Genomic DNA, 19,805 nt, shown 5'->3' with positions numbered 1-19,805 from the left:
CAAGTCGGGCTCCTACAAGGGCGTCTTGCTCCCCTCGCCGGGGATCTCCCTGACCAGCCGCGGCATCAGGAATCCCGGCAGCATCTCCCTGAGGCCCGCGACCAGTTCGCGGGCCTCGTCGTCCGGGACGTCGAAGTGGGCCGCGCCGGCTACCGGATCGAGCACATGCAGATAGTAGGGCAGCACGCCGGCTTCGAAGAGCCGTTCGGAGAGCGTGGCCAGCGCCGCCACCGAGTCGTTGACCCCGCGCAGCAGCACGCTCTGGTTGAGCAGGGTCACCCCGGCCTCGCGCAGGTGGGCACAGGCGGCGATGACGGCGTCATCGATCTCGTGGGCGTGGTTGATATGCAGCACCATCACCTTCTGCAGGCGGGTGCCTCCGAGCCACGCCAGCAGGGCGTCGTCGATGCGTTGGGGGATCACCACCGGCAGCCGGGTGTGGATGCGCAGCCGCCTCAGGTGCGGAATCTCGCCCAGGCGCTCGACCAGCCAGGCGAGACGCCGATCGCTGGCAGCCAGCGGGTCGCCGCCGGAGAGGATCGCCTCGTGGATGGTGGTGTCGTCACGCAGGGTGTCGAGGGTCGCCTCCCACTGGGCCATGGAGGGGGAGTTCTCGGCGTAAGGGAAGTGGCGACGGAAGCAGTAGCGGCAGTTCACCGCGCAGGCGGGGCTCGCGATCAGCAGCACGCGGCCCGAGTACTTGTGGATCAGCCCCTTGGCCGGAGTATGCGCGGCCTCTTCCAGCGGGTCGGCGACATAACCCGGCGTGGGCCGGGACTCCTCGCCCAGCGGCAGTACCTGGCGCAGCAGGGGGTCGTCGGGGTCCTCCGGGCGCATGCGCGCCAGGAAGGCCTCCGGCACGCGCACTTCGAAGAGCTCATGGCCAGCCTCTGCCCCAGGCAGCCAGCGCTCGTCCAGCCCCAGGCGGCGACACAGCTCGCGCGGGTCGCGAACGGCGCCGGCCAGCTGGGCCTGCCAGGCGGGCGGCAACGCCAGTGGCACGGCTTCCTCTCTCGAGGCTGACCCGGCGACAGCTCTGCGAGGGGGCGCTGTGAACCCTTCCTTGGGCGCTACCGACGCCATCCCTGGCGTAGGACCTCCTCTTCGACCCGTCCCCGGCGCCTCTCGCTGCGAACCTTTCTGGTTGCTTTCTTCGCCTTCGTCGTGACGCTGCAATTGGTCGGGGCTTCGGGTTATCATGCGGCACCAGTCAATGCTGACGAGATTGCGCCTCGTAAGGCATGCCCTCGTCGAAAATCGTTTCCCAGTGCGCCGCCGGGGCTCCGGTGACGCGCTCAAATCCATGGGTGAGTGAAGATGGCGAACTATTCTACCAACGAATTCAAGGCCGGTCTGAAGGTGATGCTCGATGGTGACCCCTGTGCGATCGTCGAGAACGAGTTCGTCAAGCCGGGCAAGGGCCAGGCGTTCAACCGCGTCAAGCTGCGCAACCTGATGACCGGCCGCGTCTGGGAGCGCACCTTCAAGTCCGGCGAGAGCCTGGAAGGCGCCGACGTCCTGGATCTGGACATGGAGTATCTCTACAACGATGGCGAGATGTGGTACTTCATGAAGACCGACGGCTCCTTCGAGCAGTATCCGGTGGAGAAGAAGGCCCTGGGCGACACCGAGAAGTGGCTCAAGGAGCAGGTGGTCTACACCATCACTCTGTGGAACGACAACGCCATCAGTGTGAGCCCGCCCAACTTCATCGAACTCGAGGTGACCGAGACCGACCCCGGCCTCAAGGGCGACACCGCCCAGGGTGGCTCCAAGCCGGCGACCCTCTCCTCCGGTGCCGTGGTGCGTGTGCCGCTGTTCATCAACGAGGGCGAGGTCCTCAAGGTGGATACGCGGAGCGGCGAGTACGTCAGCCGGGCTTGATCTCTCAACGACACGCCTGTTGACGACCACTCTGTAGGAGCGCGATTCATCGCGCGATTGGCTGGCCCTGCCCATCGCTGGATAAATCCAGCTCCTACGGGCGGGGCCAGCGTCGTTCAGGAGGGTAGGGAATGATCGATGACTGGTGCCCCACGGCGACCATCGTGACCCTGCGCGAGCGGGCGCGGCTGATCGCCGAGGTGCGCGCCTTCTTCGCCGAACGCGGCGTGCTGGAGGTGGAGACCCCGGTGCTCGGCCACGGCGGCAGCACCGATGTATATCTCGCGTCGCTATCTGCCGAGGCCACCACGCCTGCCGGGCGCGAACGGCTGTGGTTGCAGACCTCGCCTGAGTTCGCCATGAAGCGGCTGCTGGCCGCGGGCTCGGGACCCATCTTCCAGCTGGCCCGCTGCTTTCGCGACGGCGAGGTGGGGCGGCGCCACAACCTCGAGTTCACCATGCTGGAGTGGTATCGCCCGGGCCTGACCCTGGATGCTTTGATCGAGGAGACCGCCGAGCTGGTGCGTCGGGTGCTGGGCCGAGAACCGGGGGATGGCCCCGTGCCACTGCGGCGTCGCCGCTATCGTGACCTCTTCCGGGAGGCTCTGGGCATCGACCCCTTCACCGTGTCTATCGAGACGCTGCGGCGGCTGGCGGCGGAGCAGGGCGGGCTTGCCATGGACGACGCCCCTCGCGACGACTGCCTCGACCTGCTGATAAGTCTCGAGATAGAGCCGCATCTGGGGCGGGGCGGCATCGATGTGGTAGTGGACTATCCGGCCAGCCAGGCGGCCCTGGCGAGACGTCACCGCGACCCGGAGGATGGCGAGTGGGTGGCCTCGCGCTTCGAGCTCTACCTTGAGGGGCTGGAGCTGGCCAATGGCTACGACGAGCTCACCGACGCCGAGGAGCAGGCGGTGCGCTTTGCCGAGGACAACGCCGCCCGACGGGCGGCGGGTCTGCCGGAGGTGGATGTGGATCGGCGCCTGGTCGCGGCGCTCGAGCATGGCATGCCAGCGGGCAGCGGCGTGGCGCTTGGCATCGACCGGCTTATCCAGCTGGCGCTGGGCCACGAGAGCGTGGCCGAGGTCATGGCCTTCGCCACCCCGCGCTGCTAGCAAGATTCCCAGGCATCGTCGATCTGCACCGCTCGGGGCTGTTCCGTCGACAGGCCTGCGAGGGGGCGCTGTGAATACCTCCCTGTACGCTACCGACGCCATCCCTGGCGTAGGACCCCCTCTTCGGCCTGTCCCCGGCGCCCCTTGCTATGGCTGTCGGAGTGCCCCCAGCGACTGCCCCATCTGCACCTTGGCGCCGGGCTCGAGGCCGTCGGCGAAGTCCACCGGCTCACTGAACGCCATCACCACCGTGGAGCCGAGCTTGAAGCGGCCCATCTCCGCGCCCTTCTCGAGCCTGATCGGGGTGTCGAAGCGAATGCGCTGCACGCCACCCTTGGGCAGCGGGGTGATCTGGCCCGCCCATACCGTCTCGATGGCGGCGACGATCATCGCCCCCACCAGCACCATCGCCATGGGGCCGCGCTCGGTATCGAAGTGGCACACCAGGCGCTCGTTGCGGGCGAAGAGGCCGGGGACATGTTCGGTGGTGGCGGCGTTGACCGAGAAGAGCCGCCCCGGCACATAGACCATCTCGGTCAGGGTGCCGGAGAGGGGCATGTGTACCCGGTGGTAGTCGCTGGGCGATAGGTAGACCGTGGCGAAGCTGCCGCCCAGGTAGCGGGTTGCGGCCTCCACGTCGCCACCCAGCAGCGCCTCGGCGGAGAAGCGGTGCCCCTTGGCCTGCATCAACTGGCCCGCCTCGATGGCGCCGAACTGCGAGAGCTGCCCATCGGCAGGGCTGACCAGCCCCTCAGCGATGGGGCGCGCGCCGTCCTTCAGCGCCCGGGTGAAGAAGTCGTTGAAGGTGGCGTAGGCCGTCGGATCCGGCTCGGCGGCCTCGGCCATGTCTACCCCGAAACGCCGGATGAAGGTGCGCACCAGGGTATTCTTGATCGCCGGCTGGCGACACTCGGCGAGCCGACCCACCAGCCGCGAGAGAAGGTGGTGGGGCAGGGGGTACTGGATCAGGGCAAACAGCTTGGCTAGGGACACTATGCGTGAGTTCTCAAAAGGGCTTCAGGGTGGTGAGCGACAGGGATATTGCTGTCATTCGATAGGGGTATCGTCGCGATTGCCCCACTCCTTCCAGGAGCCGGCATAGCCGCGGATCTTCTCGAACCCCAGCGCCTTGCCTACCAGCCAGGTGAAACCGCTGCGGTGGTGGCTCTGGCAGTGGGTGACCACTTCCATATCCGGGGTCAGGCCCAGCGCCTCGAGTTCGGTGATCAGCTCGGCATAGTCGCGGATGCGCAGGGCGCGCTCACGGTCCATGGCCTGGGTCCACTCCAGGTTTACCGCGCCGGGAATATGGCCCAGGCGCTTGTTCTCGCCCTTCTCGCCGCGATACTCCTCGGGGGAGCGGGCGTCCCATACCGCGAAGCCCTTCTCGTCCAGGCGCTCGACCAGTTCGCTGCGCTCGATCTGCACCTCGGGCCGGAGGATCTCCGCCTCATACTCGCTGGGAGTGGGCCGGCTGGCCTCGCTTTCGAGCGGCTTGTCCGCCTCGCGCCAGGCGTGGATACCGCCGTTGAGATAGGAGTAGCGGGTGTGGCCAATCAGCTCCAGGGTCCACAGCAGGCGACCCGCCCAGCCACCGCCCTCGTCGTCGTAGGCGACCACGTGGGTGTCCCGGGTCAGGCCCAGCTCGCTGAACAGCGCCGAGAGCTGCTCGATGGTGGGCTCGAGGCAGGGCACCTCGCCTTGGCCGCGCATCAGCCGGGCCTTGTCGAGGAACACCGCGCCGGGCACGTGGCCCTCGGCGTAGCTCTCGGCGCGCATCGGCACGTCGACGATCAGCAGCGAGGCATCGTCGAGATGCTCGGCGAGCTCTTCCGGCTCGACAATCAGCGGCAGCAGGTTGGCTTCGGAACTCATGGGGCTCTCCTTTCCGGTATCAGGGGCTGGCCTGGTGTCAGGTCCTTGGTCTCTGCGCGCCCTCAGCTCGCCTCCAGCGAGTCGAGAATGCGGCGGTAGCTGGCGAAGCGCTCGGGATGAATCTCGCCACGTTCCACCGCTTCCAGCAGGGCGCAGCCGGGTTCCTGGCGGTGGCGACAGTCGCGGAAGCGGCAGTGGCCCAGGAAGGGGTGGAACTCGATGAAACCCTCGGTGACCTGCTGCTCGTTGAGGTGGATCAGGCCGAATTCGCGAATTCCCGGGGAGTCGATCAGTTCGGCACCCTCCGCTTCCGGCAGGCGATAGAGCCGTGCGGTGGTGGTGGTATGGGTCCCCTTGCGTGAATCCTTCGACAGCTCGCCGATGCGAAGTTCCTCGTCGGGCAGCAGGCGGTCGATCAGCGACGACTTGCCCACGCCGCTCTGGCCCACGAACACCGAGGTGCGGCCGGCGAGGCGGGCATGCAGGGTGTCGAGGCCCCCCTCACGCTCGGTGGTAGTGGTCACCACCGGGTAGCCCAGTCCCTCGTAGCGACGCAGCAGCGCCATCAGCTCGCCACCGTCATCGGGCAGCAGGTCGACCTTGTTGAGCACCAGCACCGGAGGGATCCCGGTGGCCTCGGCGGCCACCAGGTAGCGGTCGATCAGGTTGGGGTGTGGCTCGGGCTCCACCGCGAAGACGATCAGGATCTGGTCGATATTGGCCGCCACCGGCTTGAGCTGGCCGCGGGCATCGGGGCGTTCGAGCACGCTTGCACGCTCGCCGCGGGCCACCACCACGCCCTCCACGGTGCGTCCTTCGGCATCCGTCCTGCCGCGCCACACCACCCTGTCACCGGTGACCAGGCCCTCGAGGTTGGCGCGCAGGTGGCAGCGTATCACCTCGCCATCGGCGTCCGGTCGCACGTCCAGGGTGCGCCCGAAGTGGGCGATCACCCGGCCCGGTTGCTCGGGGCCGTAGTCCCCCGCGGCGAGCAGCTCGTCCTCCGGGACATCACGTCGGGTCGCACGCTCGGCGCGTTCGGCCTGGATCTTCTCGATACGCCAGCGCTGCTGGCGGCTCAGCTTGCGTTTGCTCATGAGGCCCTGATGCTCGGTACAATGAAGGCATTGTACTCATCCATGACGCCGGCTGTCGCGAGGTTGCGAGCCGGCCCCGCAGGAGAAGGCTTCCCCATGAGTTCGCAAGCGTCAGCGAAAGACAGTAAGCAGGATCCCCGCAAGCAGCGCCTGGTGTGGATCGATCTGGAGATGACCGGGCTGGACCCGGAGAAGGAGCGCATCATCGAGGTGGCCACCCTGATCACCGACGCCGAGCTCAACGTGATCGCCGAGGGACCGGTTATCGCGGTCAGGCAGCCCGACGCCCTGCTCGAGGCGATGGACGAGTGGTGCACGAAGACCCACGGCGAGTCGGGGCTGACCGCGCGGGTGCAGGCCAGCGATATCGACACCGCCGAGGCCGAGCGGCGTACCCTGGAGTTCCTGCGCGAGCATGTCGACTCCGGCACCTCGCCGATGTGCGGCAACAGCGTCCATCAGGATCGCCGCTTCCTGGAGCGCGAGATGCCCGAGCTGCTAGCCTTCTTCCACTACCGCAACCTGGATGTCTCCACCCTCAAGGAGCTTGCCAAGCGCTGGAATCCCGGCGCCATGGCGGGTTTCCGGAAGCGCAACGTGCACCTGGCCATGGAGGACATCAAGGAGTCCATCGCCGAGCTGGCCCACTACCGCGAGACCTTCCTGCGCCTGCCGGGCCAGTGGAGCGACGAGGAGGAATAACCGGGCTTCGCCCGGAGCTGTAGGAGCCGGATTTATCCGGCGATTGGCGCCGGCAGGCGCCCCTGCTCGCGCGATGAATCGCGCTCCTACGGCCTGCGGCTCGCCGCAATCAGCGGCGGCCGCTTCTCTCGCTGCCTGTCCAACGCCCAGCGCACATGCTCTCGAACCAGGTCGGAGGGGTAGGCCAGCCGCGCGCGCAGTGCGGCCTCCACGGCTACGCTCCAGGGGGCGTTGCCCAGCCCCACGGCGAGGTTGCGCAGCCAGCGCTCGTAGCCGATGCGGCGGATCGGGCTGCCGGCGGTCTTGTCCAGGAACTCTTCCTCGCCCCAGGCGAACAGCGACAGCAGGCTGGCGCGGTCGAGGTCGTGGCGCGGCGTGAAGTCCTTCTCGGCGGTGGGGGTGGCGAAGCGGGTGAAGGGGCAGACCAGCTGGCAGTCGTCACAGCCGAACACGCGGTTGCCCATGGCTTCGCGGAAGCGCTCGGGAATGGCGCCGAACAGTTCGATGGTCAGGTAGGAGATGCAGGCCCGGGCGTCCACCACTCGGTCCTCGACGATGGCGCCGGTGGGGCAGGCCGTGCGGCAGGCGCTGCAGCTGCCGCAGTGCTCGCCCTCGAAGGGTGGGTCCACCGGCAGCGGCAGGTCGGTATACAGCTCGCCCAGGAAGAACAGCGAGCCGGCCCGGGGGTTGAGCAGCATGGCGTTCTTGCCGACCCAGCCGAGCCCCGCCTTGCGGGCGAGGGCGCGCTCCATCACCGGTGCCGAGTCGACGAAGGCGCGGTAGCCGAAGGGCCCTGCCTCGGCCTCGATCCACTTGGCCAGCGTCGCCAGGCGCTTGCGCATCAGCTTGTGATAGTCGCGCCCGGTGGCATAGCGCGATACATAGGCCGTCTCGGGCCTCTCCAGCGTGGCCAGGGTCTCCACCTCGGCGGGCAGGTAGTCCAGGCGCACGCTGACCACCCGTACGGTGCCTGGCACCAGCTCGGCGGGGCGAGTGCGCTTGGTACCGTGCTTGGCCATGAAACCCATCTCGCCATGCCGGCCGGCATCCAGCCAGCGGGCGAGGCGCGCCTCATCCTCGGCCAGGTCGACATCGGTGATGCCGAGCTGCTGGAAGCCGAGCTCGCCTCCCCAGGCCTTGATTCGCTCGGCCAGGGCATGCAGATCGGGGGCGTCGGCGTGGACAGACGAGGAAGACATGATCGCGGAAACACCGTGCAGGGGGCCTGCGTCACTTGGCGCAAGCCACGAAGGCTTTACACTGTTCGATAAGCGCGTTCATCGAACCATCGCCATGATAAAGCATTGCCACCCGGGAGACACCGCATGGCCGACAGCCATCCTGCCGTATCGCTGCACCCGCTCTACCGTGCCGAGCAAGTGCGTGAGCTCGACCGGCGGACCATCGCCCGTGGCTTCGAGGGCTTCGCCCTGATGCAGCGTGCCAGCGCTGCCGCCTGGCAGTGCCTCAGGGAGCGCTGGCCCGAGGTGCGCTCGCTGACGGTGCTGTGCGGCGCCGGCAACAACGGCGGCGACGGCCATGTGCTGGCCGCCCTGGCCGCCGCGGAGGGGCTCGCTGTGCAGCGCATCCTGCTCAAGGAGGTTGACGAGCTGAGTGGCGATGCCCGCCTCGCCGCGGACATGGCAACCGCAGCCGGCGTCGGTGCTGAGCCCTGGAGTCCCGGTATGGCGTTTACCGGCCAGCTGCTGGTGGATGCCCTGCTGGGTACCGGCCTCGATGGCGAGGTGCGCGGCGACTTCCGCGAGGCGATCGCCGCGGTCAACGCGAGCGCCACGCCGGTGCTGGCCATCGATATTCCCTCGGGATTGCATGCCGACAGCGGCACGGTGCTCGGCGAGGCGGTGCGCGCCGCTGCCACCGTGACCTTTATCGGCGACAAGGTGGGGCTGCACACCGGCGCCGCCGCGGACCACACCGGCGAGGTCGTCTTCCGCGACCTGGGCGTGGACGCCCTGGCCGAGGCCGACCTGGTGCCCTCGGCTCAGTTGCTCGACGAGAGCCTGCTGCGAGCCTGGCTGCCGGCGCGTCGCCGCACCGCCCACAAGGGCGAGTGTGGGCATGCCCTGATCCTGGGAGGAGCGCCCGGCTTCGGGGGGGCGGCGTTGCTGGCCGTCGAGGCCTGCGCGCGGCTGGGGGCGGGCAAGGTGAGTCTGGCTACGGCGCCCGAGCACGTCACCGCCAGCCTGGTGCGGCGTCCCGAGGTGATGGCCCACGCTGTCCGCGGTGCCGCCGACCTCGGCGCGTTGCCCACCCTTGCCGATTTGCTGGTGGTAGGGCCGGGCCTGGGTGAGGGTAGCTGGGGGCAGGGCGTGCTGCAGGCGGCGCTGGCTGCCGGCAAGCCGCTGGTGGTGGATGCCGACGGGCTCAACCTGCTGGCCACGCACTTCGCCGGGACACGCCGTGATGACTGGATCCTGACGCCGCACCCCGGCGAGGCGGCACGCCTGCTGGGATGCACTGCCGCCGAGGTCGAGGTGAATCGTCCCGCGGCGGCGCGGGCGCTGCGCGAGCGCTGGGGTGGCGTGGTCATCCTCAAGGGCGCGGGCAGCCTGATCGAAGGCCCCGCAGGGATGGCCGTCTGCCCCTTCGGCAACCCGGGCATGGCCAGCGGCGGCATGGGCGATGCGCTCTCCGGGATGCTCGGCGCCCTGCTGGCCCAGGGCGTACCACTGGAGACTGCCGCCCGGCTGGGGGTGCTGGTGCACGCCCGGGCCGCGGATCTCGCCGCGCTAGACGCCGAGGAGCGTGGTTTGCTGGCCGGCGATCTGGCATCCTATGCGCGAATTCTGGTCAACCCGACCGTGTGAGATGGCAAGGGCGAGGGCGATGCGGCTGCGACTCGATGACGAAGAAAGCCAGGTGGGCCTGGGCGAATGCCTGGGCCGTGCCCTGGAGGGGCGTGGACGGGTCTATCTCGTCGGCGAGCTGGGGGCCGGCAAGACCACCCTGGCACGCGGCGTGCTGCGTGCCTATGGCCATCGCGGCGCAGTGAAGAGCCCTACCTACACCCTGGTGGAGCCCTACGAGCTCGACGGGGTGCGGGTCTACCACTTCGATCTCTATCGGCTGGGGGACCCCGAGGAGCTGGAGTTCATCGGTGGTCGCGACCTGCTCGGCGACGACGCCCTGAGCCTGATCGAATGGCCCGCCCGTGGAGCCGGCTGGTTGCCCGATCCCGACCTGCGCATCGAGCTTGGCGTGGTGGGCAGTGGCCGCGAGGCCCGGCTGGAAGCGCACAGTGCGCATGGTCGCGCCGCCCTGGCACGCCTGGGCGCCATGCCCGCCGTCGCCGAATGGCGGCTCGCCGATGATCGCCGCGAGGGGAGCACCCCATGAGGTTGGCTGCCCTGCATCGTCTGCTGGCGCTGGGCATGTTGCTGCTGGCCCCGCTGACCGGGGTCCAGGCCGGCGAGGTGGAGAACCTGCGCCTGTGGGCGGCGCCCGATCATGCGCGTCTGGTCTTCGACCTGGCATCGCCGACCCGGGCCGAGGTGTTCTCCCTCGACAATCCGCGCCGCCTGGTGATCGACCTGGATGATAGCCGCATGGGGGCCGATCTCGACGGCCTCGACCTGACCGGCAGCGCCATCAGTCGCATCCGTTCCGGCGTGCGGGATGGCAGCGGCCTGCGCGTGGTGCTCGACCTCGAGCGCGAGGTGGACCCACGGCACTTCTCCCTGGCGCCCAACGACCAATACGGCCACCGCCTGGTGGTGGATCTGGAGTACCCCGGGGAGAGTGCGGTGGAGGACCCCATCGACCCCATCGAGGCGATGATCCGCGAGCAGGAGATCGCCGCCAAGCGTGCCCAGGCCCAGGCCGACCAAGGCGGCGCGGCCGCGGCTGCCGAGCCCGAGGCGGCGGTGCAGCGCGCCCAGCCCCACCCCCGACGCGATATCATCATCGCCATCGATGCCGGGCACGGTGGCGAGGACCCGGGTGCCATCGGCCCCGCGGGGACCCGCGAGAAGGACGTGGTGCTGCAGATCGCCAAGCGCCTCCAGCAGCGGGTCAACGCCACCGAGGGCTTTCGCGCCGTGATGATCCGCGACAGCGACTACTACGTGGGGCTGCGCCAGCGCACCCACATCGCGCGCGAACAGAAGGCGGACTTCTTCGTCTCCATCCATGCCGATGCCTTCAATAGTCCGCGCCCCAACGGCAGTTCGGTCTACGCGCTCTCCCAGCGCGGGGCCACCTCCGAGACCGCCCAGTGGCTGGCCGAGAGCGAGAACCAGGCCGACCTGATCGGCGGCGTGGACGGCAACCTGTCGCTCAAGGACAAGGACGAGGTGCTGCGCGGCGTGCTGCTCGACCTGACCATGACCGCGACGCTCAACGACTCCCTCTCCATCGGCGGTCAGGTGCTGGATCGCCTGGGGCGCGTCAACCGCCTGCACAAGTCGCGGGTGGAGCAGGCCGGCTTCGTGGTGCTCAAGTCGCCGGATATCCCTTCGCTGCTGGTCGAGACCGGCTTCATCTCCAACCCCGATGAGGAGCGGCGCCTGCGCGATCCGGCCCATCAGGAGGAGATGGCCCGGGCCGTCTTCTCCGGCCTGGAGGAGCATTTCCGCACCAATCCGCCACCGGCCAGCCTGCTGGCCTGGCAGCGCGACAACGGGCGGAGTACCGCCGGCAACGAGTACCGCATCCAGCCGGGCGATACCCTGTCCGAGATCGCCTCGCGCCACAACGTGCCGGTGGGCCGCCTCAAGCAGGCCAACGAGCTCAATGGTGACGTGATCCGGGTCGGTCAGGTGCTGCGCATTCCCCGTTCATGACCCCTTCGGGGAGCTGTAAGCTTTAAGCTGTAAGAAAAAACCGTGTCGTGAGTTTCGGCGGCGACATCTTGGCTTACGGCTTACGGCTTACGGCTTACGGCTTACGGCTTACGGCTTACGGCTTACGGCTTACGGCTTTATTTGGAGTGATATGTCAGAACAGCGTCGTATCCGGGTCCTGGACCCGCGCCTGGCCAACCAGATCGCCGCCGGCGAGGTGGTCGAGCGCCCCGCCTCGGTGGTCAAGGAGCTGGTCGAGAATGCTATCGACGCCGGCAGTTCGCGCATCGAGGTGGAACTCGAGGCCGGCGGTGCCCGGTTGATCCGGGTGCGCGACGACGGCAGCGGCATCGGCGAGGATGACCTGCCGTTGGCGCTGTCGCGCCACGCCACCAGCAAGATCGTGTCGCTGGAGGAGCTCGAGGGCGTGGCGAGTCTGGGCTTCCGTGGCGAGGCGCTGGCCTCGATCAGTTCGGTATCGCGCCTGGAGCTGGTCTCCAACCCCGCGGAGGACCCCACCGCCGGCTGGCGAGTGGTGGCGGAGGGGCGCAACATGGAGCCGCGGGTCTCCCCGGCGCCCCATCCCCGCGGCACCTCGGTGACGGTGCGTGACCTGTTCTTCAATACGCCGGCGCGGCGCAAGTTCCTGCGTACCGAGAAGACCGAGTTCGGTCACGTCGAGGAGGCCTTCCGCCGCCAGGCGCTGTCCCGCTACGACATCGGCTGGACCCTGCGCCACAACCACAAGACCGTCCATCAGCTGCGCCCCGGGGAAGATGTGGCCAGCCGTGAACGGCGCATCGCCGCGCTGCTCGGCAAGGCGTTCCTCGAACACGCCCTGCATCTGGACCTCGAGGCCTCCGGCTTGCGTCTGTGGGGCTGGGTCGGCCTGCCCACCCACTCCCGGGCCCAGGCCGACCAGCAGTACTTCTTCGTCAACGGCCGCGTGGTGCGCGACCGCCTGGTGGCCCACGCCGTGCGCCAGGCCTACCGTGACGTGCTCTTCCATGGTCGCCACCCGGTGTTTGTTCTCTATCTGGAGGTCGACCCGTCGGTGGTCGATGTCAATGTCCACCCCACCAAGCATGAGGTGCGCTTCCGCGACGGGCGCCTGGTCCACGACTTCCTGTTCTCCAGCCTGCACCGGGCGCTCGGCGAGGCCCGGGCCGGCCAACCGGGGGTTGGGCCTGGCGAAGAGTTCGACGAAGGCGGCGACCAGGGATCCAGCGGGAGCAGCGAGGCGGGTGCCGCGCCGCAGCGGGTGGCCGAGTCTGCCGGGCGCTGGCAGCAGCAGCCCATGTCGCTGCCGAATCGCGAGGAGGGGGGCAAGGTGACGCCCGACAGGGTGCGGGCCTTCATGGAGGGCTATCGCAACCTGCATCCCGATCACGAGGAGACCCTGCTCACGCCTCAGCCCGCGGCGCCCGGCGCCGGTGGTGCCGCGGCCGACCTGGCCGTGGCCGAGCGCCAGGCGGCACAGGCCTCGCAGCGCGAGTCGCTCCCCGAGCAGGACGACACCCGGGCGCCGCCGCTGGGCTATGCCGTGGCACAGCTGCACGGGGTCTATATCCTCTCCCAGAGCGAGCGTGGCCTGATCCTGGTGGACATGCATGCCGCCCACGAGCGTATCGTCTACGAGCGCATGAAGACCCAGGTCCATGGTGGTCGCCTCGAGGCCCAGCCGCTGCTGGTGCCGGTCTCGCTGGCGGCCAGCCCCGCGGAGGTGGCCACCGCGGAGAGCGAGCGCGAGGCCTTTGCCCGGCTGGGCGTCGAGCTCGATATCGCCGGCCCCGAGACACTGCTGGTGCGCCAGGTGCCGGCGCTGCTGGCCGATGCCGACGTGGAGCCGCTGGTACGCGAGATGCTCGCCGACCTCGAGCGCTACGGACGCTCCGACCGCCTCGAGGCACATATCAACGAGCTGCTCTCCAGCATGGCCTGCCACGGCAGCGTGCGCGCCAATCGCCGCCTGACCCTGGCGGAGATGAATGCCCTGCTGCGCGACATGGAGCGCACCGAGCGCAGCGGTCAGTGCAACCACGGCCGCCCCACCTGGACCGAGATGAGCATGAAGCAGCTCGACCGTCTCTTCATGCGAGGGCAGTAGGCCCATGATCGATAAGCGCCCCCCCGCGATCCTGCTGATGGGTCCCACCGCCGCCGGCAAGACCGATCTCGCCATCGAGCTCCATGAACGCCTGGGCGTGGAGTTGATCAGCGTCGACTCGGCCATGGTCTACCGTGGCATGGACATCGGCAGCGCCAAGCCCTCGGCGCAGGAGCTGGCCCGCGCGCCGCACCGGCTGATCGATATCCGCGATCCTGCCGATCCCTACTCGGCGGCGGAGTTTCGCGAGGACGCCCTGCGTGAGATGCGCGAGATCAGTGCCGCCGGCCGGGTGCCGCTGCTGGTGGGCGGCACCATGATGTACCTCAAGCAGCTGCTGCACGGCGTGGCCAACCTGCCGAGTTCCGACCCGACGGTGCGCGCCGAACTCGAGGCCGAGCTCGCTGTCCGCGGCATGGCCGCACTGCATCAGGAGCTCGGCCGCGTCGATCCGGGCTCGGCGGCGCGAATCCACCCCAGCGACCCCCAGCGGCTGCTGCGCGCCCTGGAGGTCTTTCGTATCAGCGGGCGCACCCTCAGCGAGCTGTGGGCCGAACAGCGTCCGGAAACCTTTCCCTGGCGTACGCTGTCGATAGGGCTCGCGCCGGGTGAACGGCGCGTGTTGCACGAGCGTATCGCGACGCGCTTTACGGCCATGCTCGAGGGTGGCTTGATCGAGGAGGTCGCCGCCTTGCGATCACGCGGCGATTTGACGCCGGCGCTGCCCTCGATGAAGAGCGTAGGGTATCGTCAGGTATGGGAGTACCTCGACGGTGAGGTCGACCGCGCCGGTCTCGAGCAGCGTGGCATCGTGGCGACCCGGCAGCTGGCCAAGCGGCAGCTGACCTGGATGCGCAGCTGGGAGGCGCTGCACTGGGTGGATACCCTGGGCGACGACCCCCTGGCGGAGGTACTGAAACTCGTGCGCCATTTCGGCACTTAGCGTAAGATACGGTGTTTCCTAGGCCACTGGCCGGGCCGCTTGAAAAGGCCCCACAAAACCCCAATAACCCAACCCCAGAGACAAATCCAGGGAGAGTAAAATGTCCAAAGGGCAGTCGCTTCAAGATCCGTACCTGAACATCCTGCGCAAGGAGCGTATCCCGGTATCGATCTTCCTGGTCAACGGCATCAAGCTGCAGGGCCAGATCGAGTCCTTCGACCAGTTCGTCATCCTGCTGCGTAACACCGTCAGCCAGATGGTCTACAAGCACGCCATTTCCACCGTGGTGCCGTCGCGCAACGTGCGTCTGCCGGCCCAGGATCCTGCCGCGCCGCAGGAAGATGAGTGAGGTAGTGATTGTTTTTTGAACGCCCCGACGCCGGTGAGACGGCGGTACTCGTCCATGTGGATTTCCAGGACGAACATGAGCGCGAGGATCCGGGTGAATTCCTGGAACTCGTGCGTTCGGCCGGCGCCGTGCCGGCCACCCTGCTGACCGGCAGTCGCAAGCGCCCCGATTCGCGCACCTTCGTGGGTTCCGGCAAGCTCGAGGAGCTGCGCGAGGCGCTCGGCGTACACGGCGCTGAGCTGGTGATCTTCAACCATGGCCTGAGCCCCTCCCAGCAACGCAATCTCGAGCGTGAGCTCAAGTGTCGGGTGCTCGACCGTACAGGCCTGATCCTCGATATCTTCGCCCAGCGGGCGCGTACCCATGAGGGCAAGCTGCAGGTGGAGCTGGCCCAGCTGGAGTACATGTCGACCCGCCTGGTGCGTGGCTGGACTCACCTGGAGCGCCAGAAGGGCGGCATCGGCCTGCGCGGTCCCGGCGAGACCCAGCTGGAGACCGACCGGCGGCTGCTGCGTGGGCGTATCAAGGCGATCCACAAGCGCCTCGACAAGGTGCGTGGCCAGCGCGACCAGAACCGTCGCTCCCGGGCCCGGGCCGAGATTCCCAGTGTCTCGCTGGTGGGCTACACCAACGCCGGCAAGTCAACGCTGTTCAACGCGCTTACCGAATCGAAGGTCTATGCGGCCGACCAGCTCTTCGCTACCCTCGACCCGACGCTGCGGCGCCTGGAGATCGAGGATGTGGGGCCGGTAGTGATGGCCGATACCGTAGGCTTCATCCGTCACCTGCCGCACAAGCTGGTGGAAGCCTTCCAGGCGACCCTGCAGGAGGCCGCCGAGGCCAGCCTGCTGGTTCACGTCATCGACGCCGCCGATCCCGACCGCGAGCTCAATGTGGAGCAGGTCGAGACGGTGCTCGACGAGATCGGTGCCCTGGGGGTGCCGACACTCAGGGTGATGAACAAGATCGACCTGCTCGACAGCGCCCCGCGTATCGAGCGCGACGGCGAAGGGCGCCCCGAGGTAGTGTGGCTCTCGGCCCGCGAGGGTAGGGGCCTTGAGCTGCTGGAGCAGGCGCTCTCGGAGTGCCTGGCCGATGATGTCATCGATTTCGCGCTGACTCTGGAGCCCGAGCAGGGTCGCCTGCGCGCTGGCCTGCACGAGCTGGGTGCGGTGCGCGAGGAGAGCTTCGCCGAGGATGGCCAGACACACCTGCAGGTGCGGCTGCCGCGCCGCGACTTCCTGCAGTTGATGGCGCGGCTCGGCGAGCGGGCCGAAGACTACCTGCCGGCGTCGCTGAGCGAGCGTGAGGCGTGGGAAGAGACCTCCTAGACGGGGCATGGACAAGACAGGATCGCAACCGAGGCCCCGGCCGGCATCTCCGGTCGGGGCAGCAACGCATAGTGGAGAAGACCTATGGCCTGGAATGAGCCTGGTGGTGGTGGCAACCAGCACGACCCCTGGAGTGGGGGCGGTCGTCGCGGCGGCGGTAACGGCGGCGGTGGCAAGGGCGGTGGCAATCAGCCCCCGGACCTGGACGAGGCCCTGAAGAAGTTTCAGGACAAGCTCAACAGCATGCTGGGTGGCCGCGGGGGAAAGAAGGGTGGATCCGGCGGCAAGGGCGGGGGTGGCAAGCCACGCAATGCCTTCACCCTGCCGGGCCTGCTGGTCGTGGTGGCCCTGGCTATCTGGGCGGCCTCGGGCTTCTACCTGGTCGACCAGTCGGAGCGGGGCGTGGTGCTGCGCTTCGGCAAGTTCCAGGAGGTCGTCACCCCCGGCCTGCAGTGGAATCCGCCGCTGATCGACGACGTACGCATGGTCAACGTGACCCGGGTACGCTCGCTGACCCAGACCCAGTCGATGCTGACTCGCGACGAGAACATCGTCGAGGTCGAGATCTCGGCCCAGTACCAGGTCGCCGATCCGCGTGACTTCGTGCTCAACGTGCGCGACCCGCAGCTCTCCATCGAGAACGCCCTGGACAGTGCCCTGCGCCACGTGGTCGGCGGCACCGACATGATCGATATCCTGACCTCCGGTCGTGAGATCCTCGGCAGCTCGGTGGCGAGTCGTCTGCAGTCCTACCAGGACAGCTACGGCACCGGCATTCGCCTGCAGACCATCAACATCGAATCCACCTCGGCGCCGGACCAGGTCATCGATGCCTTTGATGATGTCATCCGGGCCCGTGAGGATCGCCAGCGCACCATCAACCAGGGCATGGCCTACGCCAATGCCATCATCCCCGAGGCCCAGGGCCAGGCGCAGCGCATTGTCGAGCAGGGCCAGGGCTATCGCGAATCGGTAGTCGCCGAGGCGCGTGGTCAGGCCAGCCGTTTCAGCGCCCTGCTTACCCAGTACGAGGATGCACCGGCGATCATGCGTGAGCGCCTCTACCTCGATGCCGTCAGCGAAGTGTTCGGCAACACCTCCAAGGTGATGGTCGATGTCGCCAACGACGCGCCGCTGATGTACTTGCCCCTGGATCAGCTGGGCAGAAGCGGCAGCAGCAGCGCACAGCAGGGCGAAGAGGGCGAGCTCGACCCAAGGGTGCTGGAGCGCCTGCGCGGCACCCAGGGCGCCTCGTCGTCTTCCGGCGACACCAGCAACAGCAGCAACACCGGTGGTATCCGCAGGGAGGGCCGCTAAATGATTAATAATCGTTCCCTGCTCATTGTCGGCGGCCTGGCGGCCGTCGCCTGGCTGGCCAGCAACAGCCTCTACGTGGTCGACGAGACCGAGCGTGCGGTCAAGCTGCGCTTCGGTGAGATCATTGAGGAGAACATCCAGCCCGGCCTGCACTTCAAGGTGCCGATCACCCAGACGGTGCGTACCTTCGATACGCGGCTGCTGACCCTGGATACCGAGCCCAGCCGCTACCTGACCCTGGAGCAGAAGGCGGTGATCGTCGACTCCTACGTCAAGTGGCAGGTGGTCAATCCGACTCAGTACTACGAGGCCACGGCCGGTGACGAGCTGATGGCCAGCCGGCTGATCCAGCCGCGTGTCGACGAGAGCCTGCGTAACGAGTTTGGCCGTCTCGACCTGCAGCAGATCATCGCCGAGCGTCGCGATGACCTGATGACCGGTCCCACCGAGGAGCTCGATGAGCTGCTGCGCGATGAGCTGGGCGTGGCCATCCGCGATATCCGCGTCAAGCGTATCGACCTCCCCGAGGATGTCTCCTCGGCGGTCTATGAGCGCATGCGCTCCGAGCGTGAGCGGGAGGCCCGCGAGTGGCGCGCCCAGGGTCAGGAGGAGGCCGAACGCATCCGTGCCAACGCCGACCGCCGTCGTCAGGTGCTGTTGGCCCAGGCCAACGAGCGCTCCGAGACCCTGCGCGGTGAGGGTGATGCCGAGGCCGCGGCCATCTTCGCCGAAGCCTATGGCAAGGATCAGGAGTTCTTCAGCTTCTGGCGCAGCCTGAACGCCTATCGCGACAGCTTCGCTGGCGATGACAACATGCTGGTGCTCGATCCCTCCAGCGAGTTCTTCCAGTACCTGAAGAGCCCCACGCCAGGCGACGGGGAGTAAGGCATCCGGCCGGGCCTGCGGGCCCGGCCGGGGTTCATCCCCGACGCAAACGTGGTAAACTCCTGTAACCGGGCGTGGCCCGGTTTTTTTGTGGCCGTCTATCCACAAGCCCTGCGCAAGCCCAGGCGCACGTCAGACGCTCGCCGCCTCGGCAGGAGCGTAGACTTCACGGCCATTTTCACTGCCTTGCAGGATGATTCACATGACCATCGCTGACCGCTGGCTGCTGCCCGACGGCATGGACGAAGTGCTGCCTCCCCAGGCGAACCGCATGGAGGAGCTGCGCCGTGCGCTGCTCGATCTCTATCACCGCTGGGGCTACGATCAGGTGATGCCGCCTACCGCGGAGTTCCTCGACTCGCTGCTCACCGGTACCGGTTCCGACCTGGCGCTGCAGACCTTCAAGCTCACCGACCAGTTGACCGGCCGCATGATGGGCATCAGCGCCGACGTCACCCCCCAGGTGGCGCGCATGGATGCCCACTCGCTCAAGCGCCAGGGCCCGGTGCGGCTCTGCTACTGCACCAACGTGCTGCGCGCCACGCCCGACCAGCACCAGGGCGGCCGCAGCCCGGTGCAGGTCGGGGTGGAGCTGTTCGGCCACGCCGGCCTCGAGGCCGACCTGGAGATCCTCAACCTGGCGCTGGCCTCGCTGACCGCCGCTGGCGCCGGTGAGATCCACCTGGCACTGGGGCACATCGGCATCTATCGCAGCCTGGTGGAGGCCTCGGGCCTCGAGGGCGATGCCGAGCGAGCGATGTTCGAGGCCCTGGAACTGAAGTCGCCGGGAGAACTGGCCGCCCGCGTCGAGGCGAGCGTCGGCGATCCGGGGCTGGCCGAGATGTTCATGGCGCTCGGCCGCCTGCACGGCGGCGTGGAGGTACTCGACGAGGCGCGCGAGGCCTTCGCCGAGGCGCCTGCCGCCGTGGGTGCCGCCCTCGAGCAGCTGCGTGCCCTGCAGCAGGGCGTGCTGGCCGCACATCCCGAGGTATCGCTCTACCTCGACCTGGGGGAGCTGCGGGGCTACGCCTATCACACCGGCATGATGTTCGCGGCCTATGTGCCCGGCTACGGCCAGGCGTTGGCCAAGGGCGGCCGCTATGATGATACCGGGCGTGCCTTCGGCCGCGCCCGCCCGGCCACCGGCTTTTCCATGGACCTCAAGCAGCTGGCCACGCTGTCGCTCGCCGAACCGCCCTGCGACGGCATCTGGGCCCCGGCCGATGGCGAGGGTCTGGCCGAGGCCGTGTTGGCGCTGCGCGCCGAGGGCGAGCGCGTGGTGCAGGCTCTGCCGGGACAGCGCACCGGGCCCTCCGAACATCGCTGCAATCGTCAGCTGGTGCATCGCGATGGCCACTGGCAGGCCGTGACACTGTAGACTGGGATACCACCTTG

18 protein-coding genes are annotated in these 19,805 nt (G+C 68.1%); 13 read left to right on the top strand and 5 right to left on the bottom strand.

Going from position 1 to position 19,805, the window contains the following annotated elements; translation table 11 throughout:
- Positions 1 to 12: 12 nt before the first annotated feature.
- Positions 13 to 1,002 carry an EF-P beta-lysylation protein EpmB gene (gene epmB, locus ACJ7IV_RS11650; protein WP_483864526.1) on the bottom strand — a complete coding sequence of 330 codons (990 nt, stop codon included), beginning with the start codon at positions 1,000 to 1,002 and terminating at the stop codon, positions 13 to 15.
- A 315-nt stretch (positions 1,003 to 1,317) separates the two neighbouring features.
- Between epmB and efp the strand changes: the two genes are divergently transcribed.
- Both efp and epmA read left to right on the top strand, forming a co-directional pair.
- Positions 1,318 to 1,884: an elongation factor P gene (efp, locus tag ACJ7IV_RS11645; protein ID WP_161431454.1), complete on the top strand. Its 567-nt coding sequence runs from the start codon at positions 1,318 to 1,320 to the stop codon at positions 1,882 to 1,884.
- A gap of 131 nt (positions 1,885 to 2,015) precedes the next feature.
- Positions 2,016 to 3,002, top strand: coding sequence for an EF-P lysine aminoacylase EpmA (gene epmA / locus ACJ7IV_RS11640; RefSeq protein WP_483864525.1), 987 nt, complete (start codon positions 2,016 to 2,018; stop codon positions 3,000 to 3,002).
- Between the two features lie 147 nt (positions 3,003 to 3,149).
- On the opposite strand, the gene asd is transcribed toward epmA, so the two are convergent.
- The 3 genes from asd to rsgA form a co-directional block, all read right to left on the bottom strand.
- Positions 3,150 to 3,995, bottom strand: coding sequence for an archaetidylserine decarboxylase (asd, locus tag ACJ7IV_RS11635; RefSeq protein ID WP_483864524.1), 846 nt, complete (start codon positions 3,993 to 3,995; stop codon positions 3,150 to 3,152).
- A gap of 54 nt (positions 3,996 to 4,049) precedes the next feature.
- Positions 4,050 to 4,877: a sulfurtransferase gene (locus tag ACJ7IV_RS11630; protein WP_483864523.1), complete on the bottom strand. Its 828-nt coding sequence runs from the start codon at positions 4,875 to 4,877 to the stop codon at positions 4,050 to 4,052.
- A gap of 62 nt (positions 4,878 to 4,939) precedes the next feature.
- Positions 4,940 to 5,974, bottom strand: a complete 1,035-nt coding sequence (gene rsgA, locus ACJ7IV_RS11625) for a small ribosomal subunit biogenesis GTPase RsgA (protein WP_483864522.1) — start codon at positions 5,972 to 5,974, stop codon at positions 4,940 to 4,942.
- Between the two features lie 96 nt (positions 5,975 to 6,070).
- Between rsgA and orn the strand changes: the two genes are divergently transcribed.
- Complete coding sequence (gene orn / locus ACJ7IV_RS11620) at positions 6,071 to 6,676, top strand: oligoribonuclease (RefSeq protein ID WP_483864521.1); 606 nt, start codon at positions 6,071 to 6,073, stop codon at positions 6,674 to 6,676.
- A gap of 86 nt (positions 6,677 to 6,762) precedes the next feature.
- Here orn and queG read toward each other — a convergent pair whose 3' ends face one another.
- A complete protein-coding gene (gene queG / locus ACJ7IV_RS11615; protein ID WP_483864520.1) occupies positions 6,763 to 7,875 on the bottom strand; it encodes a tRNA epoxyqueuosine(34) reductase QueG in 1,113 nt (370 codons plus the stop codon).
- Positions 7,876 to 8,001: 126 nt separating this feature from the next.
- Between queG and ACJ7IV_RS11610 the strand changes: the two genes are divergently transcribed.
- The 10 genes from ACJ7IV_RS11610 to ACJ7IV_RS11565 all read left to right on the top strand — a co-directional run bounded on the left by ACJ7IV_RS11610 (position 8,002) and on the right by ACJ7IV_RS11565 (position 19,788).
- Positions 8,002 to 9,504 (top strand): NAD(P)H-hydrate dehydratase, encoded by a 1,503-nt coding sequence (locus tag ACJ7IV_RS11610; protein ID WP_483864519.1) that lies wholly within the window; start codon positions 8,002 to 8,004, stop codon positions 9,502 to 9,504.
- A 19-nt stretch (positions 9,505 to 9,523) separates the two neighbouring features.
- Positions 9,524 to 10,033 (top strand): tRNA (adenosine(37)-N6)-threonylcarbamoyltransferase complex ATPase subunit type 1 TsaE, encoded by a 510-nt coding sequence (tsaE, locus tag ACJ7IV_RS11605; RefSeq protein ID WP_213312326.1) that lies wholly within the window; start codon positions 9,524 to 9,526, stop codon positions 10,031 to 10,033.
- A complete protein-coding gene (locus tag ACJ7IV_RS11600; RefSeq protein WP_483864518.1) occupies positions 10,030 to 11,478 on the top strand; it encodes an N-acetylmuramoyl-L-alanine amidase in 1,449 nt (482 codons plus the stop codon). Before tsaE ends, ACJ7IV_RS11600 begins: the two co-directional genes overlap by 4 nt.
- A gap of 151 nt (positions 11,479 to 11,629) precedes the next feature.
- Positions 11,630 to 13,585: a DNA mismatch repair endonuclease MutL gene (gene mutL, locus ACJ7IV_RS11595; protein ID WP_483864517.1), complete on the top strand. Its 1,956-nt coding sequence runs from the start codon at positions 11,630 to 11,632 to the stop codon at positions 13,583 to 13,585.
- Positions 13,586 to 13,589: 4 nt separating this feature from the next.
- Positions 13,590 to 14,528, top strand: a complete 939-nt coding sequence (gene miaA, locus ACJ7IV_RS11590) for a tRNA (adenosine(37)-N6)-dimethylallyltransferase MiaA (protein WP_483864516.1) — start codon at positions 13,590 to 13,592, stop codon at positions 14,526 to 14,528.
- Between the two features lie 100 nt (positions 14,529 to 14,628).
- Positions 14,629 to 14,877 (top strand): RNA chaperone Hfq, encoded by a 249-nt coding sequence (hfq, locus tag ACJ7IV_RS11585; protein ID WP_161431466.1) that lies wholly within the window; start codon positions 14,629 to 14,631, stop codon positions 14,875 to 14,877.
- Positions 14,878 to 14,885: 8 nt separating this feature from the next.
- Complete coding sequence (gene hflX, locus ACJ7IV_RS11580; RefSeq protein ID WP_483864515.1) at positions 14,886 to 16,208, top strand: ribosome rescue GTPase HflX; 1,323 nt, start codon at positions 14,886 to 14,888, stop codon at positions 16,206 to 16,208.
- A gap of 84 nt (positions 16,209 to 16,292) precedes the next feature.
- Entirely contained in the window at positions 16,293 to 17,525 is a 1,233-nt protein-coding gene (gene hflK, locus ACJ7IV_RS11575) for an FtsH protease activity modulator HflK (RefSeq protein WP_483864514.1), read from the top strand.
- Positions 17,526 to 18,410, top strand: coding sequence for a protease modulator HflC (hflC, locus tag ACJ7IV_RS11570; protein ID WP_483864513.1), 885 nt, complete (start codon positions 17,526 to 17,528; stop codon positions 18,408 to 18,410). It begins immediately after the preceding gene.
- A gap of 202 nt (positions 18,411 to 18,612) precedes the next feature.
- On the top strand, positions 18,613 to 19,788 hold the full coding sequence (locus ACJ7IV_RS11565) for an ATP phosphoribosyltransferase regulatory subunit (protein WP_483864512.1): 1,176 nt from the start codon (positions 18,613 to 18,615) through the stop codon (positions 19,786 to 19,788).
- Positions 19,789 to 19,805 lie beyond the last annotated feature (17 nt).

Source organism: Halomonas sp. C10-5 (genome assembly GCF_057169305.1).
Note: the sequence above shows the minus strand (reverse complement) of the source record. Positions and strands in the feature narration are given on the sequence as shown.

Coding starts and splice junctions, on each gene's coding strand:
- efp (WP_161431454.1), top strand. CDS start 1,318: ATGGCGAACTATTCTACCAACGAATTCAAGGCCGGTCTGAAGGTGATG.
- epmA (WP_483864525.1), top strand. CDS start 2,016: ATGATCGATGACTGGTGCCCCACGGCGACCATCGTGACCCTGCGCGAG.
- ACJ7IV_RS11630 (WP_483864523.1), bottom strand. CDS start 4,877: ATGAGTTCCGAAGCCAACCTGCTGCCGCTGATTGTCGAGCCGGAAGAG.
- rsgA (WP_483864522.1), bottom strand. CDS start 5,974: ATGAGCAAACGCAAGCTGAGCCGCCAGCAGCGCTGGCGTATCGAGAAG.
- orn (WP_483864521.1), top strand. CDS start 6,071: ATGAGTTCGCAAGCGTCAGCGAAAGACAGTAAGCAGGATCCCCGCAAG.
- queG (WP_483864520.1), bottom strand. CDS start 7,875: ATGTCTTCCTCGTCTGTCCACGCCGACGCCCCCGATCTGCATGCCCTG.
- ACJ7IV_RS11610 (WP_483864519.1), top strand. CDS start 8,002: ATGGCCGACAGCCATCCTGCCGTATCGCTGCACCCGCTCTACCGTGCC.
- tsaE (WP_213312326.1), top strand. CDS start 9,524: ATGCGGCTGCGACTCGATGACGAAGAAAGCCAGGTGGGCCTGGGCGAA.
- ACJ7IV_RS11600 (WP_483864518.1), top strand. CDS start 10,030: ATGAGGTTGGCTGCCCTGCATCGTCTGCTGGCGCTGGGCATGTTGCTG.
- mutL (WP_483864517.1), top strand. CDS start 11,630: ATGTCAGAACAGCGTCGTATCCGGGTCCTGGACCCGCGCCTGGCCAAC.
- miaA (WP_483864516.1), top strand. CDS start 13,590: ATGATCGATAAGCGCCCCCCCGCGATCCTGCTGATGGGTCCCACCGCC.
- hfq (WP_161431466.1), top strand. CDS start 14,629: ATGTCCAAAGGGCAGTCGCTTCAAGATCCGTACCTGAACATCCTGCGC.
- hflK (WP_483864514.1), top strand. CDS start 16,293: ATGGCCTGGAATGAGCCTGGTGGTGGTGGCAACCAGCACGACCCCTGG.
- hflC (WP_483864513.1), top strand. CDS start 17,526: ATGATTAATAATCGTTCCCTGCTCATTGTCGGCGGCCTGGCGGCCGTC.
- ACJ7IV_RS11565 (WP_483864512.1), top strand. CDS start 18,613: ATGACCATCGCTGACCGCTGGCTGCTGCCCGACGGCATGGACGAAGTG.